General features: G+C 54.3%; 18 protein-coding genes. All 18 read left to right on the plus strand.

Annotation, left to right across the window (positions count from 1 at the left end):
• Positions 1-159 precede the first annotated feature (159 nt).
• The 18 genes from sdhC to pal all read left to right on the plus strand — a co-directional run bounded on the left by sdhC (position 160) and on the right by pal (position 18,625).
• Positions 160-591 (plus strand): succinate dehydrogenase cytochrome b556 subunit, encoded by a 432-nt coding sequence (gene sdhC / locus FCN45_RS05835; RefSeq protein ID WP_168197448.1) that lies wholly within the window; start codon positions 160-162, stop codon positions 589-591.
• Entirely contained in the window at positions 585-932 is a 348-nt protein-coding gene (gene sdhD, locus FCN45_RS05840) for a succinate dehydrogenase membrane anchor subunit (protein ID WP_049850912.1), read from the plus strand. The genes sdhC and sdhD overlap by 7 nt, the downstream gene beginning before the upstream one ends.
• Positions 933-2,699, plus strand: coding sequence for a succinate dehydrogenase flavoprotein subunit (gene sdhA, locus FCN45_RS05845; protein ID WP_101763217.1), 1,767 nt, complete (start codon positions 933-935; stop codon positions 2,697-2,699).
• A 14-nt stretch (positions 2,700-2,713) separates the two neighbouring features.
• A complete protein-coding gene (locus tag FCN45_RS05850) occupies positions 2,714-3,430 on the plus strand; it encodes a succinate dehydrogenase iron-sulfur subunit (RefSeq protein WP_007890649.1) in 717 nt (238 codons plus the stop codon).
• A gap of 207 nt (positions 3,431-3,637) precedes the next feature.
• Positions 3,638-6,445 carry a 2-oxoglutarate dehydrogenase E1 component gene (gene sucA / locus FCN45_RS05855; protein ID WP_110865741.1) on the plus strand — a complete coding sequence of 936 codons (2,808 nt, stop codon included), beginning with the start codon at positions 3,638-3,640 and terminating at the stop codon, positions 6,443-6,445.
• A 15-nt stretch (positions 6,446-6,460) separates the two neighbouring features.
• A complete protein-coding gene (odhB, locus tag FCN45_RS05860; protein WP_101763215.1) occupies positions 6,461-7,687 on the plus strand; it encodes a 2-oxoglutarate dehydrogenase complex dihydrolipoyllysine-residue succinyltransferase in 1,227 nt (408 codons plus the stop codon).
• Between the two features lie 60 nt (positions 7,688-7,747).
• Positions 7,748-8,914, plus strand: a complete 1,167-nt coding sequence (gene sucC / locus FCN45_RS05865; protein ID WP_007890646.1) for an ADP-forming succinate--CoA ligase subunit beta — start codon at positions 7,748-7,750, stop codon at positions 8,912-8,914.
• The gene (gene sucD, locus FCN45_RS05870) at positions 8,914-9,789 is read left to right on the plus strand and encodes a succinate--CoA ligase subunit alpha (RefSeq protein ID WP_101763214.1); all 876 of its coding nucleotides are present in this window, start codon (positions 8,914-8,916) and stop codon (positions 9,787-9,789) included. The genes sucC and sucD overlap by 1 nt, the downstream gene beginning before the upstream one ends.
• A gap of 664 nt (positions 9,790-10,453) precedes the next feature.
• Positions 10,454-12,025, plus strand: coding sequence for a cytochrome ubiquinol oxidase subunit I (gene cydA, locus FCN45_RS05875; RefSeq protein ID WP_137385382.1), 1,572 nt, complete (start codon positions 10,454-10,456; stop codon positions 12,023-12,025).
• Positions 12,026-12,036: 11 nt separating this feature from the next.
• Positions 12,037-13,176, plus strand: coding sequence for a cytochrome d ubiquinol oxidase subunit II (gene cydB, locus FCN45_RS05880; protein WP_101763212.1), 1,140 nt, complete (start codon positions 12,037-12,039; stop codon positions 13,174-13,176).
• A gap of 15 nt (positions 13,177-13,191) precedes the next feature.
• Positions 13,192-13,305 (plus strand): cytochrome bd-I oxidase subunit CydX, encoded by a 114-nt coding sequence (gene cydX / locus FCN45_RS05885; RefSeq protein WP_007890642.1) that lies wholly within the window; start codon positions 13,192-13,194, stop codon positions 13,303-13,305.
• On the plus strand, positions 13,305-13,598 hold the full coding sequence (gene ybgE, locus FCN45_RS05890) for a cyd operon protein YbgE (RefSeq protein ID WP_137385383.1): 294 nt from the start codon (positions 13,305-13,307) through the stop codon (positions 13,596-13,598). Before cydX ends, ybgE begins: the two co-directional genes overlap by 1 nt.
• A 180-nt stretch (positions 13,599-13,778) precedes the next feature.
• Positions 13,779-14,201: a tol-pal system-associated acyl-CoA thioesterase gene (ybgC, locus tag FCN45_RS05895; protein ID WP_371419601.1), complete on the plus strand. Its 423-nt coding sequence runs from the start codon at positions 13,779-13,781 to the stop codon at positions 14,199-14,201.
• Positions 14,198-14,884 (plus strand): Tol-Pal system protein TolQ, encoded by a 687-nt coding sequence (tolQ, locus tag FCN45_RS05900; protein ID WP_101763210.1) that lies wholly within the window; start codon positions 14,198-14,200, stop codon positions 14,882-14,884. The genes ybgC and tolQ overlap by 4 nt, the downstream gene beginning before the upstream one ends.
• Before the next feature lie 13 nt (positions 14,885-14,897).
• Positions 14,898-15,326: a colicin uptake protein TolR gene (tolR, locus tag FCN45_RS05905; RefSeq protein ID WP_008107389.1), complete on the plus strand. Its 429-nt coding sequence runs from the start codon at positions 14,898-14,900 to the stop codon at positions 15,324-15,326.
• A gap of 26 nt (positions 15,327-15,352) precedes the next feature.
• On the plus strand, positions 15,353-16,630 hold the full coding sequence (tolA, locus tag FCN45_RS05910) for a cell envelope integrity protein TolA (protein ID WP_137385385.1): 1,278 nt from the start codon (positions 15,353-15,355) through the stop codon (positions 16,628-16,630).
• A gap of 116 nt (positions 16,631-16,746) precedes the next feature.
• Positions 16,747-18,042: a Tol-Pal system beta propeller repeat protein TolB gene (tolB, locus tag FCN45_RS05915; protein ID WP_137385386.1), complete on the plus strand. Its 1,296-nt coding sequence runs from the start codon at positions 16,747-16,749 to the stop codon at positions 18,040-18,042.
• Positions 18,043-18,106: 64 nt separating this feature from the next.
• Positions 18,107-18,625: a peptidoglycan-associated lipoprotein Pal gene (pal, locus tag FCN45_RS05920; RefSeq protein WP_101763207.1), complete on the plus strand. Its 519-nt coding sequence runs from the start codon at positions 18,107-18,109 to the stop codon at positions 18,623-18,625.
• Positions 18,626-18,630 lie beyond the last annotated feature (5 nt).

Consider the following 18,630-nt stretch of genomic DNA (forward strand, 5'->3'; position numbering starts at 1 on the left):
TGTAGGGGAATTGTAATCAGAATGTGATCCTCCTATACTGCGGCCAGGTCTCCGGAACACCCTGACACCAGGAGCCACCCAGCGTTTTACCCGCTTTATTTAACACTGGATGTTGCTATTTTGGTGGCGGTTGCAGTCTGAACACACGCTGTGTCTCTGATGCAACTCAGGACCGGAGGAAGCAAAATAAAAAAGAGCTGTGTGGGCAAAACCGTGAAAAAACAAAGACCTGTTAACTTGGATCTCTCGACGATCCGGTTTCCCGTTACTGCAATATCGTCCATTCTCCACCGCGTCTCCGGCGTGATCACCTTTGTCGCTCTCGGAATTCTGCTCTGGTTACTGGGTCTCTCTCTCTCCTCTCCAGAAGGTTTCCAGCAAGCGGCATCCATCATGGATAGCTTCTTCGCCAAATTCATCATGTGGGGCATTTTAACTGCGCTGGCGTATCACGCTGTGAGCGGTATTCGCCATATGTTGGCTGATTTTGGTGTAACAGCAGAAACCCTGCAGGTGGGAACCCGTTCCGCGCAAGCGGCTTTTGTTATCACTGTCGTGCTCTCAATTTTGGCTGGAGTCCTCGTATGGTAAGCAATGCTTCTGCATTAGGACGCAACGGTATCCATGACTGGCTGTTACTGCGTGCTGCTGCAATCTTAATTACGCTCTATATTCTCTACATCCTCGGTTTTGTCGTGATGACAGGCACGCTGACGTATGACGTCTGGCATGGCTTCTTCTCGTCCGCCTTCACGAAAGTGTTCACCATGTTGACGCTGTTCTCGATTCTGATCCACGGCTGGATTGGAATGTGGCAGGTGCTGACTGACTACGTGAAACCTGTTGCAACCCGTTTGTTGCTGCAGTTTGTGATTGTGGTTGCGCTGTTGTCATATGCGATTTATGGAACCGTTGTTGTGTGGGGTGTGTAAATGAGTTTGCCAGTCAGAGAATTTGATGCCGTGGTGATCGGCGCGGGTGGCGCAGGAATGCGCGCCGCTCTGCAAATCTCCCAATCGGGCCAGACTTGTGCCCTGTTATCCAAAGTATTCCCAACCCGTTCCCATACCGTATCGGCGCAGGGCGGTATTACCGTTGCGCTGGGTAACACCCATGACGATAACTGGGAATGGCACATGTACGACACCGTCAAAGGTTCCGACTTTATCGGCGACCAGGACGCGATCGAATATATGTGTCATGTCGGTCCGGAAGCGATTCTGGAACTGGAACACATGGGATTGCCGTTCTCCCGTCTGGATGACGGCCGGGTGTATCAGCGTCCGTTTGGTGGTCAGTCGAAGAATTTCGGCGGTGAGCAGGCGGCGCGTACCGCAGCTGCGGCCGACCGTACCGGCCACGCCTTGCTGCATACGCTGTATCAGCAGAACCTGAAAAACAAAACCACCATCTTCTCCGAATGGTATGCGCTGGATCTGGTGAAAAACGAAGACGGCGCGATTGTCGGCTGTACGGCTATCTGCATGGAAACCGGCGAAACCGTCTATTTCAAAGCCAAGGCAACTATTCTGGCAACCGGCGGCGCGGGCCGTATTTACCAATCCACCACTAACGCCCACATCAACACCGGTGACGGCGTTGGCATGGCGCTGCGCGCCGGCGTGCCGGTGCAGGATATGGAAATGTGGCAGTTCCACCCAACCGGTATTGCCGGTGCGGGCGTGCTGGTTACTGAAGGTTGCCGTGGTGAAGGTGGTTACCTGCTGAATAAGCACGGTGAACGCTTCATGGAACGTTATGCGCCGAACGCCAAAGATCTGGCGGGTCGTGATGTGGTTGCGCGTTCGATGATGGTGGAAATCCGTGAAGGTCGCGGTTGCGATGGCCCCTGGGGTCCGCACATCAAACTGAAACTCGACCATCTCGGTGCCGAAGTGCTGGAGTCGCGTCTGCCGGGCATCCTTGAGCTGTCGCGTACCTTTGCCCACGTCGACCCAATTAAAGAACCGATTCCGGTGATCCCGACCTGCCACTACATGATGGGCGGCGTGCCGACCAAAGTGACCGGCCAGGCGCTGCGCGTGAATGAGCAGGGCCAGGATGAGGTGATTCCGGGTCTGTTCGCCGTCGGCGAAATCGCCTGCGTATCGGTTCATGGCGCTAACCGCCTCGGCGGCAACTCGCTGCTCGATCTGGTGGTGTTCGGTCGCGCAGCCGGTGTGCATCTGCTGGAGTGTATTGAAGAGCAGGGCGAACTGCGTGAAGCCACGCCGGAAAATATCGATGCAGCGATGGCGCGCTTCAACCGCTGGGAAAATAACACCACCGGTGAAGATCCTGTCGAAATCCGTAAAGCGCTGCAGCGCTGCATGCAGAACAACTTCTCGGTGTTCCGCGATGGCGATGCGATGCGTGAAGGTCTGGAAGAGCTGAAAGTGATTCGTGAGCGTCTGAAATCAGCGCGTCTTGATGACCGTTCGCCAGACTTCAACACCCAGCGTATCGAATGCCTTGAGCTGGATAACCTGATGGAAACCGCTTACGCCACCGCTGTTGCCGCCAACTTCCGTACCGAAAGCCGTGGTGCACATAGCCGCTTCGACTTCCCGGACCGCGATGATGAAAACTGGCTGTGCCACAGTCTCTATGTTCCGCAGACGGAAAGCATGACGCGCCGTGAGGTGAACATGCAACCGAAACTGCGTGCGGCCTTCCCGCCGAAAGCGCGTACCTACTAATTGCGGAGATCATCATGAGACTCGAATTTTCAATCTATCGTTACAACCCGGAAGTCGATGCCAAGCCGCGTATGCAGGAGTACACCCTGGAGTCGGAAGATGGTCGCGACATGATGCTGTTGGATGCGCTGATCCGTCTGAAAGAGAAAGACCCTACGCTGGCTTTTCGTCGCTCTTGCCGTGAAGGCGTGTGCGGTTCAGATGGTCTGAACATGAACGGTAAAAATGGTCTGGCGTGTATCACGCCGATCTCTGCGCTGGGCAACGGTTCGAAGAAAATTGTTATCCGTCCACTGCCAGGTTTGCCGGTGATCCGCGACCTCGTGGTAGACATGGGACAATTCTATGCACAGTATGAGAAGATTAAGCCTTTCCTGTTGAATAATGGGGAAAATCCACCGGCGCGCGAGCACTTACAGAGCCCAGCCGAGCGTGAGCATCTGGACGGTTTGTATGAGTGTATTCTCTGCGCCTGTTGCTCAACGTCGTGCCCGTCGTTCTGGTGGAATCCGGACAAGTTTGTCGGTCCGGCTGGCCTGCTGGCCGCTTACCGTTTCCTGATCGACAGCCGCGACACGGAAACCAATGCGCGTCTCGACAATCTTAACGATGCTTTCAGTGTTTTCCGCTGTCACAGCATCATGAACTGTGTGAGCGTGTGCCCGAAAGGCCTAAACCCAACGCGCGCCATCGGCCATATTAAGTCGATGCTGCTGCAACGCGGGGCGTAACAGAAAAAGTCACTCTCCGGGAACCTGGGTTCCCGGATGTTTACGGAAGCCTCTATAAGCGCGGTGCTGACCACGCTTATAAAGGTTCCCTTACGAGCCAGGCGCCGGTAGCGCACAGGTTCGTATCGCTGAACTCACTACGGCAAGCCGCGTAAGCGGTAAAAAATGAAACCTCATAAAAAGCAGATTAATGCTTAAGGGATCACAATGCAGAACAGCGCGATGAAACCCTGGCTGGACTCCTCCTGGCTGGCCGGCGCGAACCAATCTTACATAGAGCAGCTCTATGAGGATTTCCTGACCGATCCTGACTCAGTTGATGACATGTGGCGCGAGCTGTTCCAACAGCTGCCGGGCACTGGCGTGAAACCTGAGCAATTTCACTCCACCACGCGTGACTACTTCCGCCGCCTGGCTAAAGACGCCACGCGTTACACATCAACCGTGACCGATCCGGCAACCAACTCCAAACAGGTAAAAGTGCTGCAGCTGATTAATGCGTTCCGCTTCCGCGGCCATCAGCATGCAAACCTCGATCCGCTTGGCCTGTGGAAACAGGACACGGTAGCCGACCTCGATCCGGCTTATCACGATCTGACCGACGCCGATTTTCAGGAAAGCTTTAACGTAGGCTCTTTTGCTATCGGCAAAGAGACCATGAAGCTGGCGGATCTGTTTGCGGCGCTGCAGCAGACTTACTGTGGCTCGATTGGTGCTGAGTACATGCACATCAACAACACCGACGAGAAGCGCTGGATTCAGCAGCGTCTGGAATCGGTGGTGGGCCACGCGTCTTTCAGCAGTGACGAGAAAAAAGGTTTCCTGAAAGAGCTGACCGCGGCAGAAGGCCTGGAAAAATATCTGGGTGCAAAATTCCCGGGTGCGAAGCGCTTCTCGCTGGAAGGCGGCGATGCACTGGTGCCCATGTTGCGCGAGATGATTCGTCACGCGGGCAAGAGCGGTACGCGCGAAGTGGTGCTGGGTATGGCGCACCGCGGTCGTCTCAACGTACTGATCAACGTATTAGGTAAGAAGCCGCAGGATCTGTTCGACGAATTCTCCGGCAAGCACAAAGAACACCTCGGCACCGGCGACGTGAAGTACCACATGGGCTTCTCGTCTGACGTGGAAACCGAAGGCGGCTTAGTGCACCTGGCGCTGGCATTCAACCCGTCGCATCTGGAAATCGTGAGCCCGGTAGTGATGGGTTCGGTGCGTGCGCGTCTGGATCGTCTGGCTGAGCCAAGCAGCAACAAAGTTCTACCTATCACCATTCACGGTGATGCCGCTGTTATTGGTCAGGGCGTGGTGCAGGAAACCCTGAACATGTCGCAGGCGCGTGGCTACGAAGTGGGCGGTACCGTTCGCATCGTGATCAACAACCAGGTTGGTTTCACCACCTCCAACCCGAAAGATGCGCGCTCTACGCCGTACTGTACGGATATCGGCAAGATGGTGCTGGCACCGATTTTCCACGTTAACGCGGACGATCCGGAAGCCGTAGCCTTTGTGACGCGCCTGGCGCTGGATTATCGCAACACCTTTAAACGTGATGTCTTCATCGACCTGGTGTGCTATCGCCGTCACGGCCACAACGAAGCCGACGAGCCAAGTGCAACGCAGCCGTTGATGTACCAGAAAATCAAAAAGCATCCGACGCCGCGTAAACTCTATGCCGATCAGCTGGAAAGCGAAGGCGTAGCGACCAGCGAAGATGCCACCGAGATGGTCAATCTCTATCGCGACGCGCTGGATGAAGGCGAATGCGTGGTGCCAGAGTGGCGTCCGATGAGCCTGCACTCATTCACCTGGTCGCCGTATCTGAACCACGAGTGGGACGAAAGCTACCCGGCAACCGTGGAACTGAAACGCCTGCAGGAACTGGCGCGTCGCATTAGCAGCGTACCGGAATCGGTAGAAGTGCAGTCTCGCGTTGCCAAGATCTACAACGATCGTAAAGAGATGGCCGAAGGCAACAAAGCGTTCGACTGGGGCGGTGCAGAAAACCTCGCCTATGCCACGCTGGTTGACGAGGGGATTCCGGTGCGTCTTTCCGGTGAAGATACCGGTCGCGGGACCTTCTTCCACCGTCATGCGGTGATCCACAACCAGACCAACGGCTCAACCTACACGCCGCTGCACCATGTCCATAACGGCCAGGGTCAGTTCAAAGTGTGGGATTCCGTGCTGTCTGAAGAAGCGGTACTGGCTTTCGAATACGGCTATGCCACCGCAGAACCGCGCGTGCTGACCATCTGGGAAGCGCAGTTCGGCGACTTCGCCAACGGCGCGCAGGTCGTGATCGACCAGTTCATCAGCTCCGGCGAACAGAAATGGGGCCGTATGTGTGGCCTGGTCATGTTGCTACCGCACGGTTATGAAGGTCAGGGTCCTGAGCACTCCTCCGCGCGTCTGGAGCGTTATCTGCAACTCTGTGCCGAACAGAACATGCAGGTGTGCGTGCCTTCTACGCCAGCGCAGGTTTACCACATGCTGCGTCGTCAGGCGCTGCGCGGTATGCGCCGTCCGCTGATCGTCATGTCACCGAAATCACTGCTGCGTCATCCGCTGGCGATTTCCAGCCTGGAAGAGTTGGCCACAGGCAGCTTCCAGCCAGCGATTGGTGAGATCGACGATCTCGATCCACAACAGGTAAAACGCGTGGTGCTGTGTTCAGGCAAGGTTTATTACGATCTGCTGGAGCAGCGTCGTAAAAACGAGCAAACCGACGTGGCCATCGTGCGTATCGAACAACTCTATCCGTTCCCGCACAAAGTCGTGCAGGACGTATTGAAAAACTATGCTCATGTGCAGGATTTCGTGTGGTGTCAGGAAGAGCCGCTGAATCAGGGCGCATGGTATTGCAGTCAGCATCATTTCCGCGAAGTGGTTCCATTTGGTGCGTCACTGCGTTATGCAGGCCGTCCGGCTTCTGCTTCACCGGCCGTGGGCTACATGTCCGTACATCAAAAACAGCAGCAAGACCTGGTTAATGACGCGCTGAACCTTGGTTAATAAAAAGGAAAGAAAATGAGTAGCGTAGAAATTCTCGTTCCCGATTTGCCTGAATCCGTAGCGGACGCAACGGTTGCAACCTGGCACAAAAAACCTGGCGACTCTGTGAGCCGCGATGAAGTACTGGTAGAGATTGAAACTGACAAAGTGGTTCTGGAAGTGCCTGCTTCAGCGGATGGCATCCTGGAAGCCGTGCTGGAAGAGGAAGGCGCTACCGTCACTTCTCGTCAGATTCTGGGCCGTCTGAAAGAGGGCAACAGCGGCGGGAAAGAGACTGCGGCCAAAGCGGAAAGCAACGAATCTACACCGGCACAGCGCCAGACCGCTTCGCTGGAAGAAGAGAGCAACGATGCGCTCAGCCCAGCGGTACGCCGCCTGATTGCTGAAAACAACCTCGATGCCAGCCAGATCAAAGGCACCGGCGTTGGTGGCCGTCTGACGCGTGAAGATGTGGAAAAACATCTGGCGAAGAAAGCTGACGGTGGCAAAGCTGCACCGGCTGCAGCGCCAGCCGCTGCTGCACCGCAGGCCGCTGTGGCTAACCGCAGCGAAAAACGCGTACCGATGACGCGTCTGCGTAAGCGTGTTGCCGAGCGTCTGCTGGAAGCGAAAAACAGCACCGCGATGTTGACCACGTTCAACGAAATCAACATGAAGCCAATCATGGATCTGCGCAAGCAGTACGGCGACGCGTTTGAGAAACGTCACGGCGTGCGTCTGGGCTTCATGTCCTTCTACATCAAAGCGGTAGTGGAAGCGCTGAAACGCTTCCCGGAAGTTAACGCGTCTATTGATGGCGAAGATGTGGTTTACCACAACTATTTCGATGTGAGCATTGCGGTTTCTACCCCGCGTGGTCTGGTTACGCCGGTGCTGAAAGATGTTGATGCACTCAGCATGGCCGACATTGAGAAGAAAATTAAAGAGCTGGCGGTGAAAGGCCGCGACGGCAAGTTGACGGTTGAAGAGCTGACCGGCGGTAACTTCACCATCACCAACGGTGGTGTGTTTGGTTCGCTGATGTCTACGCCAATCATCAACCCGCCGCAGAGCGCGATTCTCGGCATGCACGCCATCAAAGATCGCCCAATGGCGGTTAATGGTCAGGTTGTGATTCTGCCAATGATGTATCTGGCGCTCTCTTACGATCACCGTTTGATTGATGGTCGTGAATCCGTTGGCTATCTGGTGGCGGTGAAAGAGATGCTGGAAGATCCAGCTCGCCTGCTGCTGGACGTCTAATTTCGCCGGGCGCGCGGTGTGAAGGCGCGCCCAAACTCATACCTGAATGGATAGAACATCATGAATTTACATGAATACCAGGCGAAGCAGCTGTTTGCACGCTATGGCATGCCAGCACCGACAGGCTACGCCTGCACCACGCCACGTGAAGCTGAAGAAGCCGCGTCTAAAATTGGCGCAGGTCCGTGGGTAGTGAAATGTCAGGTTCATGCCGGTGGCCGCGGTAAAGCGGGCGGCGTGAAAGTGGTGAACAGCAAAGAAGACATTCGTGCTTTTGCTGAACACTGGCTGGGCAAACGTCTGGTGACCTATCAAACTGATGCGCACGGTCAGCCGGTAAACCAGATTCTGGTTGAAGCCGCGACGGATATCGATCAGGAGCTGTATCTGGGTGCGGTTGTTGACCGTGCTACCCGTCGTGTCATCTTCATGGCTTCGACAGAAGGCGGTGTTGAGATTGAGAAAGTGGCAGAAGAAACGCCACACTTGATCCACAAGATGGCGCTCGATCCATTAGCGGGTCCACAGCCGTATCAGGGCCGCGAGTTGGCGTTCAAACTCGGCCTGACCGGCAAGCAAGTTAGCCAGTTCACCAAAATCTTCATGGGCCTGGCGACCATGTTCCTTGAGCGCGATCTGGCGATGGTTGAGATTAACCCGCTGGTGATCACCAAGCAGGGCGATCTGATCTGCCTCGACGGCAAACTGGGCGCGGACGGTAACGCACTGTTCCGTCAGCCGGAACTGCGTGAAATGCGCGATCCGAGCCAGGAAGATCCACGTGAAGCCCACGCAACGCAGTGGGAACTGAACTACGTTGCGCTGGATGGCAACATCGGCTGTATGGTGAACGGCGCCGGTCTGGCGATGGGCACCATGGACATCGTGAAACACCACGGTGGTGAGCCAGCAAACTTCCTGGACGTTGGCGGCGGCGCAACCAAAGAGCGCGTCACCGAAGCCTTCAAAATCATCCTGTCTGACGATGCAGTGAAAGCTGTGTTCGTTAACATCTTCGGCGGCATTGTGCGTTGCGATCTGATCGCAGACGGCATCATCGGTGCCGTGGCAGAAGTGGGTGTCAACGTGCCAGTTGTGGTACGTCTGGAAGGTAACAACGCCGAGCTGGGCGCTAAGAAATTGGCGGACAGCGGTCTGAACATCATTGCAGCAACCAGCCTGACAGACGCTGCACAGCGTGTTGTAGCTGCAGCGGAGGGTAAATAATGTCCATTTTGATCGACAAAAACACCAAAGTCATTTGCCAGGGTTTCACCGGTGGTCAAGGGACGTTCCACTCTGAGCAGGCGCTGGCTTACGGTACGCAGCTGGTTGGCGGTGTAACGCCAGGCAAAGGCGGCACCACGCATCTCGGCCTGCCGGTGTTCAACACCGTACGTGAAGCAGTAGAAGCCACCGGCGCAACCGCCACCGTGATTTACGTTCCAGCGCCGTTCTGCAAAGACGGCATCCTGGAAGCGATCGATGCGGGCATTAAACTGATCATCACCATCACCGAAGGTATCCCAACGCTGGATATGCTGACCGTGAAAGTGAAGCTGGATGAAGCTGGCGTGCGCATGATCGGCCCGAACTGCCCAGGCGTGATCACGCCTGGCGAATGTAAGATCGGTATCATGCCAGGCCACATTCACCAGCCAGGCCGCGTAGGTATCGTATCGCGTTCAGGTACGCTGACTTATGAAGCTGTTAAGCAGACCACTGACATCGGCTACGGCCAGTCAACCTGCGTAGGTATCGGTGGTGACCCGATCCCTGGCTCTAACTTCATCGATATCCTGAAATTGTTCCAGGAAGATCCACAGACCGAAGCGATCGTGATGATCGGTGAGATCGGTGGTAGCGCAGAAGAAGAAGCAGCAGCTTACATCAAAGCCCACGTGACCAAGCCGGTTGTCGGCTACATCGCCGGTGTGACTGCACCCAAAGGCAAACGTATGGGGCACGCAGGCGCCATCATTGCCGGTGGTAAAGGTACCGCTGATGAGAAATTTGCTGCGCTGGAAGCGGCCGGTGTGAAAACCGTACGCAGTCTGGCAGACATTGGTGACGCGGTTAAAGCGGTTTTACCAATCAAATAAGCCAATACAGACTGACAATGAAAAGCCACCTTCGGGTGGCTTTTTTTTTGGTAATAACCCGCCTGAAAGAGAGGGAAAAAAGCGCAACGGCTTCAAAAAATTGCGGCTATGCTTACTCTGTCATCAAGGTAAAGAAGGGAAAAGGCGCTGGATTTTTGTCAAGCAATTGGCGTGCGGCTTTCCAAAATGAGGTTAAATAATTGCGGAAAAGGTAATTATATTCTTAATAATATGATGATGTTGTGACATCTAATTAACAACCACTGTAACACTACATATCTGGAAATTTATTGTCTTAATCTAGATCAATAATTGGCGACTTATAGGAAACTTTACCGCTAGCAAAAGGCCGACTAACCGGTATAAATTGCGCTGCATCAATTCAGTCTTCGTCATAATTTATCAGGAGTTTGTGCCAGGCGTTGTTATATCAATTCTGCCGCCTCCTCGTGTTACTCCTGCTTTAAATTGACTGAAAAGATCGGTTTTTAAGGGAATTTTATCACTGTTACTCGCTCTCTTCGGGCAACAGCTTTCTCTGTTCTATCAGTAACAAAACTGGAATCAATAATCAGTCGTTCCTGAATCTTGTTCTGCGCGTCAATGTCTGTTGTTTGCCGTTGTCATCCGCAGGGGAAGTTCATGCGAGGAGCAAGGAGTCATCATGTTAGATATTGTCGAGCTGTCGCGTTTACAGTTTGCCCTGACGGCGATGTACCATTTCCTGTTCGTGCCATTAACGCTGGGTATGGCGTTTTTATTGGCGATCATGGAAACGGTATATGTCCTGACGGGGAAACAAATTTATAAAGATATGACCAAGTTCTGGGGCAAGTTGTTTGGTATTAACTTTGCACTCGGCGTGGCTACCGGCCTGACCATGGAATTCCAGTTCGGTACCAACTGGTCATATTATTCACACTATGTCGGCGATATCTTCGGTGCGCCGCTCGCCATCGAAGGTTTAATGGCGTTCTTCCTCGAATCCACCTTTGTTGGCCTGTTCTTCTTCGGCTGGGATCGCCTCGGTAAGGTGCAACACCTTGCGGTGACCTGGCTGGTGGCGCTCGGTTCGAACATGTCCGCGCTGTGGATTCTGGTGGCGAACGGCTGGATGCAAAACCCCATTGCATCGGAATTCAATTTCGAAACCATGCGTATGAAGATGTTGAGTTTCTCCGAGCTGGTGCTGAACCCGGTTGCGCAGGTGAAGTTTGTCCATACCGTGGCCGCCGGTTACACCACGGGCGCGATGTTCATCCTTGGTATCAGCGCATGGTATCTGCTGAAAGGGCGCGACATTGCTTTCGCTAAACGCTCTTTCGCCATCGCAGCCAGTTTCGGTATGGCGGCGATTCTGTCAGTGATCGTACTGGGTGACGAATCCGGTTATGAAATCGGTGACGTGCAGAAAACCAAACTGGCGGCAATTGAAGCGGAATGGGAAACCCAACCGGCTCCGGCTGCGTTTACGCTGTTTGGTATTCCGGATCAGGAGACGCAGGAGAACAAATATGCGATTCAGATTCCGTATCTGCTCGGCCTGATCGCCACGCGTTCAGTGGATACGCCGGTCACCGGTTTGAAAGAGCTGCTGGCACAACATGAAGTGCGTATTCGTAATGGCATGAAAGCCTACGCGCTGCTGAACGAACTGCGTGGTGGCAGCAAAGATCCTGAGGTGCGCAGCCAGTTTGAAGCCAGCAAACAAGATCTCGGTTATGGCCTGCTGCTGAAGCGCTATACGCCGGATGTGGCTAACGCCAGCGAAGAGCAGATTCAGAAAGCGACACAGGATTCGATCCCACGCGTTGCGCCACTGTACTTCGCCTTCCGCATCATGGTGCTGGGCGGTGTGCTGATGCTGGGCATTATTGCGCTCTCCTTCTGGAGCGTGATTCGTAACCGCATCGGTAAGTCTCGCTGGTTACTGAAAGCCGCGTTGTACGGCATTCCGTTACCGTGGATTGCGATTGAAGCGGGTTGGTTCGTTGCTGAGTATGGTCGCCAGCCGTGGGCAATTGGTGAGGTGCTGCCAACCGCGGTCGCTAACTCCTCATTGACCGTTGGCGATCTGCTGTTCTCAATGACATTGATTTGCGGTCTCTACACCTTGTTCCTTGTGGCGGAAATGTACCTGATGTTCAAGTTCGCGCGCCTCGGTCCGAGCAGCCTGAAAACCGGCCGCTATCATCATGAAACGCTGAAGACATCATCTCAGCCGGCGCGTGGATAAGGAGAGCGACCATGTTTGATTACGAAGTATTGCGCTTTGTCTGGTGGCTGCTGATTGGCGTGTTGCTGATCGGTTTCGCGGTCACCGATGGCTTTGATATGGGCGTTGGTATGCTGACGCGCATTCTGGGTCGTACTGATACCGAACGTCGCATCATGATTAATACCATTGCGCCGCACTGGGACGGAAACCAGGTTTGGCTGATCACCGCCGGTGGCGCGCTGTTTGCCGCTTGGCCAATGGTATATGCCGCCGCGTTCTCCGGCTTCTACGTGGCGATGATTCTGGTGCTGGCTTCACTGTTCTTCCGTCCGGTTGGATTTGATTACCGTTCAAAGATTGAAGATATGCGCTGGCGCGGCATGTGGGATTGGGGCATTTTCATCGGCAGCTTTGTTCCGCCGCTGGTGATTGGTGTGGCGTTCGGCAACCTGCTGCAAGGGGTGCCGTTCCATGCTGACGAATATCTGCGTCTCTTCTATACCGGCAATTTCTTCCAGCTGCTGAACCCGTTTGGCTTGCTGGCGGGAGTGGTGAGTGTGGCGATGATCCTGACGCAAGGCGCAACCTATCTGCAAATGCGTACTGCCGGTGAGTTGCACGTCCGCAGCCGCAGCACCGCGCAAATCTCGGCGCTGGTAATGATGGTGTGCTTCATTCTCGCGGGTGTGTGGGTGAAATACGGCATCGACGGTTATGTGCTGAAAAGCGTTATCGATCATCACGCGGCATCCAACCCGTTGGGTAAAGATGTGGTGCGTGAAGCCGGTGCGTGGATGGTGAACTTCGATCAGATGCCAGTGCTGTGGCTGTTCCCGCTGTTGGGCGTGGTGTTGCCGCTGCTGACCATTCTCTGCTCGCGTATCGAGAAGGGCGCTCTGGCGTTTATCTCGTCTTCATTGACCTTAGCTTGCGTGATCATGACGGCCGGGATTGCGATGTTCCCCTTCATCATGCCGTCCAGCACCGTGCCGGGCATCAGCCTGACCATGTGGGATGCCACGTCTAGCCTGCTGACGCTGAAAGTGATGACCATTGCCGCCATCATCTTTGTACCGATTATCCTGGCGTACACCGCCTGGTGTTATTACAAGATGTTTGGCCGTATCACCAAAGAACACATTGAGAGCAATACGCACTCCCTGTACTGATTAAGGAGATTGAGCATGTGGTATTTTGCCTGGATTCTTGGCACCTTGCTGGCCTGTGCGTTCGGTGTGATTACGGCGCTGGCGCTGGAGCACGTTGAAGAGAGCAGCGCGAAGGACGAGCAAGTCTGATGCGCGCACTGATTCAGACTCTTTATCGTCTGATGGACAAGGGCCCGCTTCGGGCCCTTTCGCTAATCCTCGCGCTGTGGCTGGCGGGCTGTGTCATTTGGCAGCCTTCACGCTTTGCCGCGCGTACCAGTGATTTAGCGATATGGCATGGAATGCTGCTGATTTGGGCCGTTTGTACCGGCGTGATACACGGCACCGGATTTCGCCCTCAGCGCCTACGCTGGCAAGCGCTCTTCTCGCCGTTGCCCGCGATGATAGTTTTAATGGCAGGAATTTTCTGGTTCTACTATTAAGTCCAGGCTCAGGACTTAAAAACGCCGCAATTTCAGACGCTGACGTGAGGTTTTGTCAGCGTCCGGTCAAGAAACATCCTATAAATCCTTCCAGTTGTTAACCTGTGATAATTATTTTCTCGCGGCGTCAGCGGACCATTCCCAAGCCGATCTCTCTTGCGTATAGTAGCAACGTTTAAAATGAGACCGGGATGTAGAGTGAGTACAACGCTGTTTCGCTGGCCGGTTCGTGTCTATTACGAAGACACTGATGCCGGTGGTGTGGTTTACCACGCCAGTTATCTTGCTTTCTATGAACGAGCACGTACCGAAATGTTGCGCCAGCACCATTTCAATCAGCAGGTCCTGTTGGAAGAGCAGGTGGCTTTTGTGGTACGACGCATGATGATCGATTTTGTTGCGGCTGCACGTCTGGACGATCTTTTGGAAATTCAAACAGAAGTGACCTCAATGACGCGTGCAACGATGACGTTCTCGCAGCGTATCGTGAATGCAGAAGGCAAAGTGCTAAATGAAGCAGAAGTCCTGATTGCCTGCATCAACCCACATCTAATGAAGCCAATTGCGCTTCCCAAGTCTATTGTCGCGGAGTTCAAGCAGTGACTGACATGAATGTTCTTGATTTGTTCCTGAAGGCGAGCCTTCTGGTCAAACTTATCATGTTGATTTTGATCGGCTTTTCTATTGCCTCATGGGCGATCATTATTCAGCGTACGCGCATTTTGAATGCGGCGGGGCGCGAAGCCGAAGCGTTTGAAGATAAGTTCTGGTCGGGTATCGAGTTGTCACGCCTGTATCAGGAAAGCCAGGGACGCCGCGATGAACTGAGCGGATCTGAGCAAATTTTCTATTCGGGTTTCAAAGAGTTTGCGCGTTTACATCGTGCTAACAACCATGCGCCTGAAGCGGTTGTTGAGGGCGCGAGCCGTGCGATGCGTATCTCCTTCAATCGTGAACTGGAAACGCTGGAAACTCACATTCCTTTCCTTGGCACCGTTGGCTCCATCAGTCCGTATATCGGTCTGTTTGGTACGGTGTGGGGGATCATGCACGCCTTTATCGCCCTCGGTGCGGTAAAACAGGCCACGCTGCAGATGGTTGCACCGGGTATTGCCGAAGCGTTGATCGCGACCGCAATCGGTCTGTTTGCGGCCATTCCTGCCGTTATGGCGTACAACCGTCTGAACCAGCGCGTTAACAAGCTGGAACAGGGCTACGACAACTTCATGGAAGAGTTCACGGCTATCCTGCATCGTCAGGCTTTCTCCACCGACAACACGAAGTAAGTCGAGGTTTACGATGGCCAGAACCCGTGGTCGCGGTAAACGCGACCTTAAGTCGGAAATCAACATTGTTCCACTGTTGGACGTGCTGTTGGTGTTGCTGCTCATCTTTATGGCAACCGCGCCGATTATTACCCAGAGCGTGGAAGTGGATCTGCCGGATGCGACAGATTCAAAAACCGTCTCAACTGATGATAATCCACCGGTGATTGTTGAAGTGTCTGGTGTTGGCCAGTACAGCCTGGTGGTGGATCACGATCGTATGACGCAGTTACCGCCGGAGCAGGTGGTGAGCGAAGCGCAACGCCGGATTGAAGCCAATCCGAAAACGGTCTTCCTGATCGGCGGTGCGAAAGACGTCCCTTACGACGAAATCATCAAGGCGCTGAACCTGTTACATCAGGCAGGCGTGAAATCTGTCGGTTTGATGACGCAGCCGATTTAAAGCGAACCGTTTTTTGGGAACCGAGTGTGTCGAAGGCAACCGAGCAGAACGACAAGTTAAAGCGCGCGATAATCGTTTCGGTGATTCTGCACATCGTGCTGATCGCCCTACTGATTTGGAGCTCGTTTAACGAAAAAATCGAATCCAGCGGCGGTGGCGGTGGCAGTGATATTGACGCAGTGATGGTCGATTCCGGCGCCGTGGTTGAGCAGTATAACCGCCAGCAGAATCAGCAACGAGACAGCCAGCGCGCCGAGCAGCAGCGTCAGAAGCAGTCGCAGCAGCAGGCCGAAGAGTTACAGCAGAAACAAGCTACTGAGCAGCAGCGCCTGAAAGAGATGGAAAAAGAGCGCTTACAGGCCCAGCAGGAAGCCAAAGAGCAGGCGAAGCAGCAGGCCGAGCAGCAGAAAGCCGCTGAAGCCGCCGCTAAGCAAGCCCAGGAACAGCAGAAAACTGCCGAAGCCGCCGCAGCGAAAGCCAAGGCTGATGCCAAAGCGGAAGCTGATGCGCAGGCAAAAGCAGCGGCTGACGCCAAAGCCAAAGCGGTAGAAGAAGCCAAGCAAGCCGCAGCTGACGCGAAGAAGAAAGCAGAAGAGCAGGCGAAAGCCGCTGCCGCTGAAGCAGCGAAAGAGAAAGCGGCGCAGCAGGCAAAAGCGGCCGCAGAATCGAAAGCCAAAGCGGATGCTGAAGCCAAAGCGCAGGCTGCTGCCGATGCCAAGGCGAAAGCGGCTCAGGAAGCCAAAGAGGCTAAAGAGCAAGCGGCTGCTGAGGCGAAGGAAAAAGCCGCAGCAGAAGCCAAAGAGAAGGCTGCCGCCGAGGCGAAAGCCAAGGCCGATGCGGCTGCTAAGGCCAAAGCGGATGCAAAAGCGAAAGCGGCTGCGGATGCCAAAAAAGCCGCCGCTGAAGCTGCGAAGAACGAAAATGCGGTTGATGACCTGTTGGGTGGTTTGTCTTCTGGTAAGAATGCACCGAAAAGCGGCACCGCATCGGGTGGCGCTGCAGGGCAGGGCAATCAGAAGAAAGCGGGCGCGTCAGGCGCAGATATCAATAATTATCTGGGGCAAGTGGTCGGGGCGATTCAGAGCCGTTTCTACGATGCAGATTTGTACAAAGGTAAAGAGTGTAACCTGCGTATTAAACTGGCACCGGATGGTTTGCTGATTGACGTTAAATCGGAAGGTGGCGACCCCGCCTTGTGTCAGGCGGCAATTGCTGCCGCGAAGCAGGCGCGGATTCCGAAGCCGCCTTCGCAGGCGGTGTATGAAGTGTTTAAAAACGCACCGATGCGTTTCAAACCAGAATAATGCAGTAACGTACGGCAGGTTGAACTAAGGTTAGCTTGCCATACTCTATGAGTACTCGTGTTTTTCAGGAACTGTGCGAATTATCATGAACCTTTGGTTCAGGTAAGGGAGAAAAAATGAAGCAGGCACTTCGTGTAACCTTAGGTTTTTTTGTACTGCTGTGGGCAGCAATGCTTCATGCAGAAGTCCGTATTGAAATTACGCAGGGCGTTAACACCGCACGTCCTATTGGTGTGGTTCCGTTCCAATGGGCTGGCCCAGGCGCGGCACCAGAAGACATCGGCGGGATCGTTTCTGCTGACTTACGTAACAGCGGTAAATTCAATCCGCTCGATCGTTCTCGTCTGCCACAACAGCCAGCCAGCGCGCAGGAAGTTCAACCTGCCGCATGGAGCGCATTGGGTATTGATGCGGTCGTAGTTGGTCAGGTAACGCCTAACGCTGACGGCAGCTATCAAGTTGCCTATCAGCTGGTGGACACCGGCGGCGCGCCAGGCACCGTGCTGGCGCAGAACTCTTATAAAGTGACTAAGCAGTGGCTGCGTTACGCAGCGCACACCGCCAGTGACGAAGTGTTCGAAAAGCTGACCGGCGTCAAAGGCGCATTCCGTACCCGCATTGCCTATGTGGTACAGACCAATGGCGGTCAGTTCCCGTATGAGTTGCGCGTGTCGGATTACGATGGCTACAACCAGTTTGTGGTTCACCGTTCACCGCAGCCATTGATGTCTCCGGCCTGGTCGCCAGATGGCAGCAAAGTGGCTTACGTGACCTTCGAAAGCGGCAAATCTGCGCTGGTGGTTCAGACGTTGTCTAACGGTGCAATCCGTCAGGTGGCTTCTTATCCGCGTCATAACGGTGCGCCAGCCTTCTCACCAGACGGTTCTAAACTCGCCTTCGCGCTGTCGAAAACCGGTAGCCTGAACCTGTATGTGATGGATCTGGCTTCTGGTCAGACGCGCCAGGTGACCGATGGTCGCTACAACAGCACTGAACCAACGTGGTTCCCGGACAGCCAGACACTGGCTTACACCTCGGATCAGGCCGGTGCGCCCCAGATTTATAAAGTTGGTATCAACGGCGGTGCGCCACAACGTATTACCTGGGAAGGTGCGCAAAACCAGGATGCGGATGTGTCAACTGACGGTAAAACTATGGTGATGATCAGCAGCGCCGGTGGCGCTCAGCACGTCGCCAAACAGGATCTGGTAACGGGAGCCGTTCAAACAATAACGGACACGTTCCTGGATGAAACGCCAAGTCTGGCGCCAAACGGCACAATGGTAATCTATAGCTCTACTCAGGGGATGGGTTCCGTGTTGCAATTGGTTTCAACCGACGGGCGTTTCAAAGCGCGTCTTCCGGCAACTGATGGACAGGTCAAATTCCCTGCCTGGTCGCCGTATCTGTGATGCATAGGTCCCCTGCACGGCGGGGGATTAAAATGTATGGCAAACAAAATAATAGGATAAAGAAATGCAACTGAACAAAGTGCTGAAGGGTTTGATGCTGGCTCTGCCGGTTATCGCAGTAGCTGCATGTAGCTCACACAAAAACAACAACAACGATCAGACTGGCATGGGCGCTAACGACGGTGCTTACGGTGCTGGTCAGAACGGCGGTAACATGTCTTCTGATGAGCAAGCGCGCCTGCAGATGCAGCAGCTGCAGCAGAACAACATCGTTTACTTCGGTCTGGACAAATATGACGTGGCTTCTGACTACGCTCAGATGCTGGATCAGCACGCTGCATTCCTGCGTGGCAACCCGTCTTACAAAGTGACCATCGAAGGTCATGCGGATGAGCGCGGTACCCCAGAATACAACATCGCCCTGGGCGAGCGTCGTGCAAGCGCCGTTAAGATGTATCTGCAAGGCAAAGGCGTTTCTGCTGACCAGATGTCTATCGTTTCTTACGGTAAAGAAAAACCAGCTGTACTGGGTCATGACGAAGCGGCTTACGCTAAAAACCGTCGTGCCGTACTGGTTTACTAAGAAAA

The sequence above is a fragment of the Pantoea sp. SO10 genome (genome assembly GCF_005281435.1).
In the GTDB taxonomy this organism is placed as follows: domain Bacteria; phylum Pseudomonadota; class Gammaproteobacteria; order Enterobacterales; family Enterobacteriaceae; genus Pantoea; species Pantoea leporis.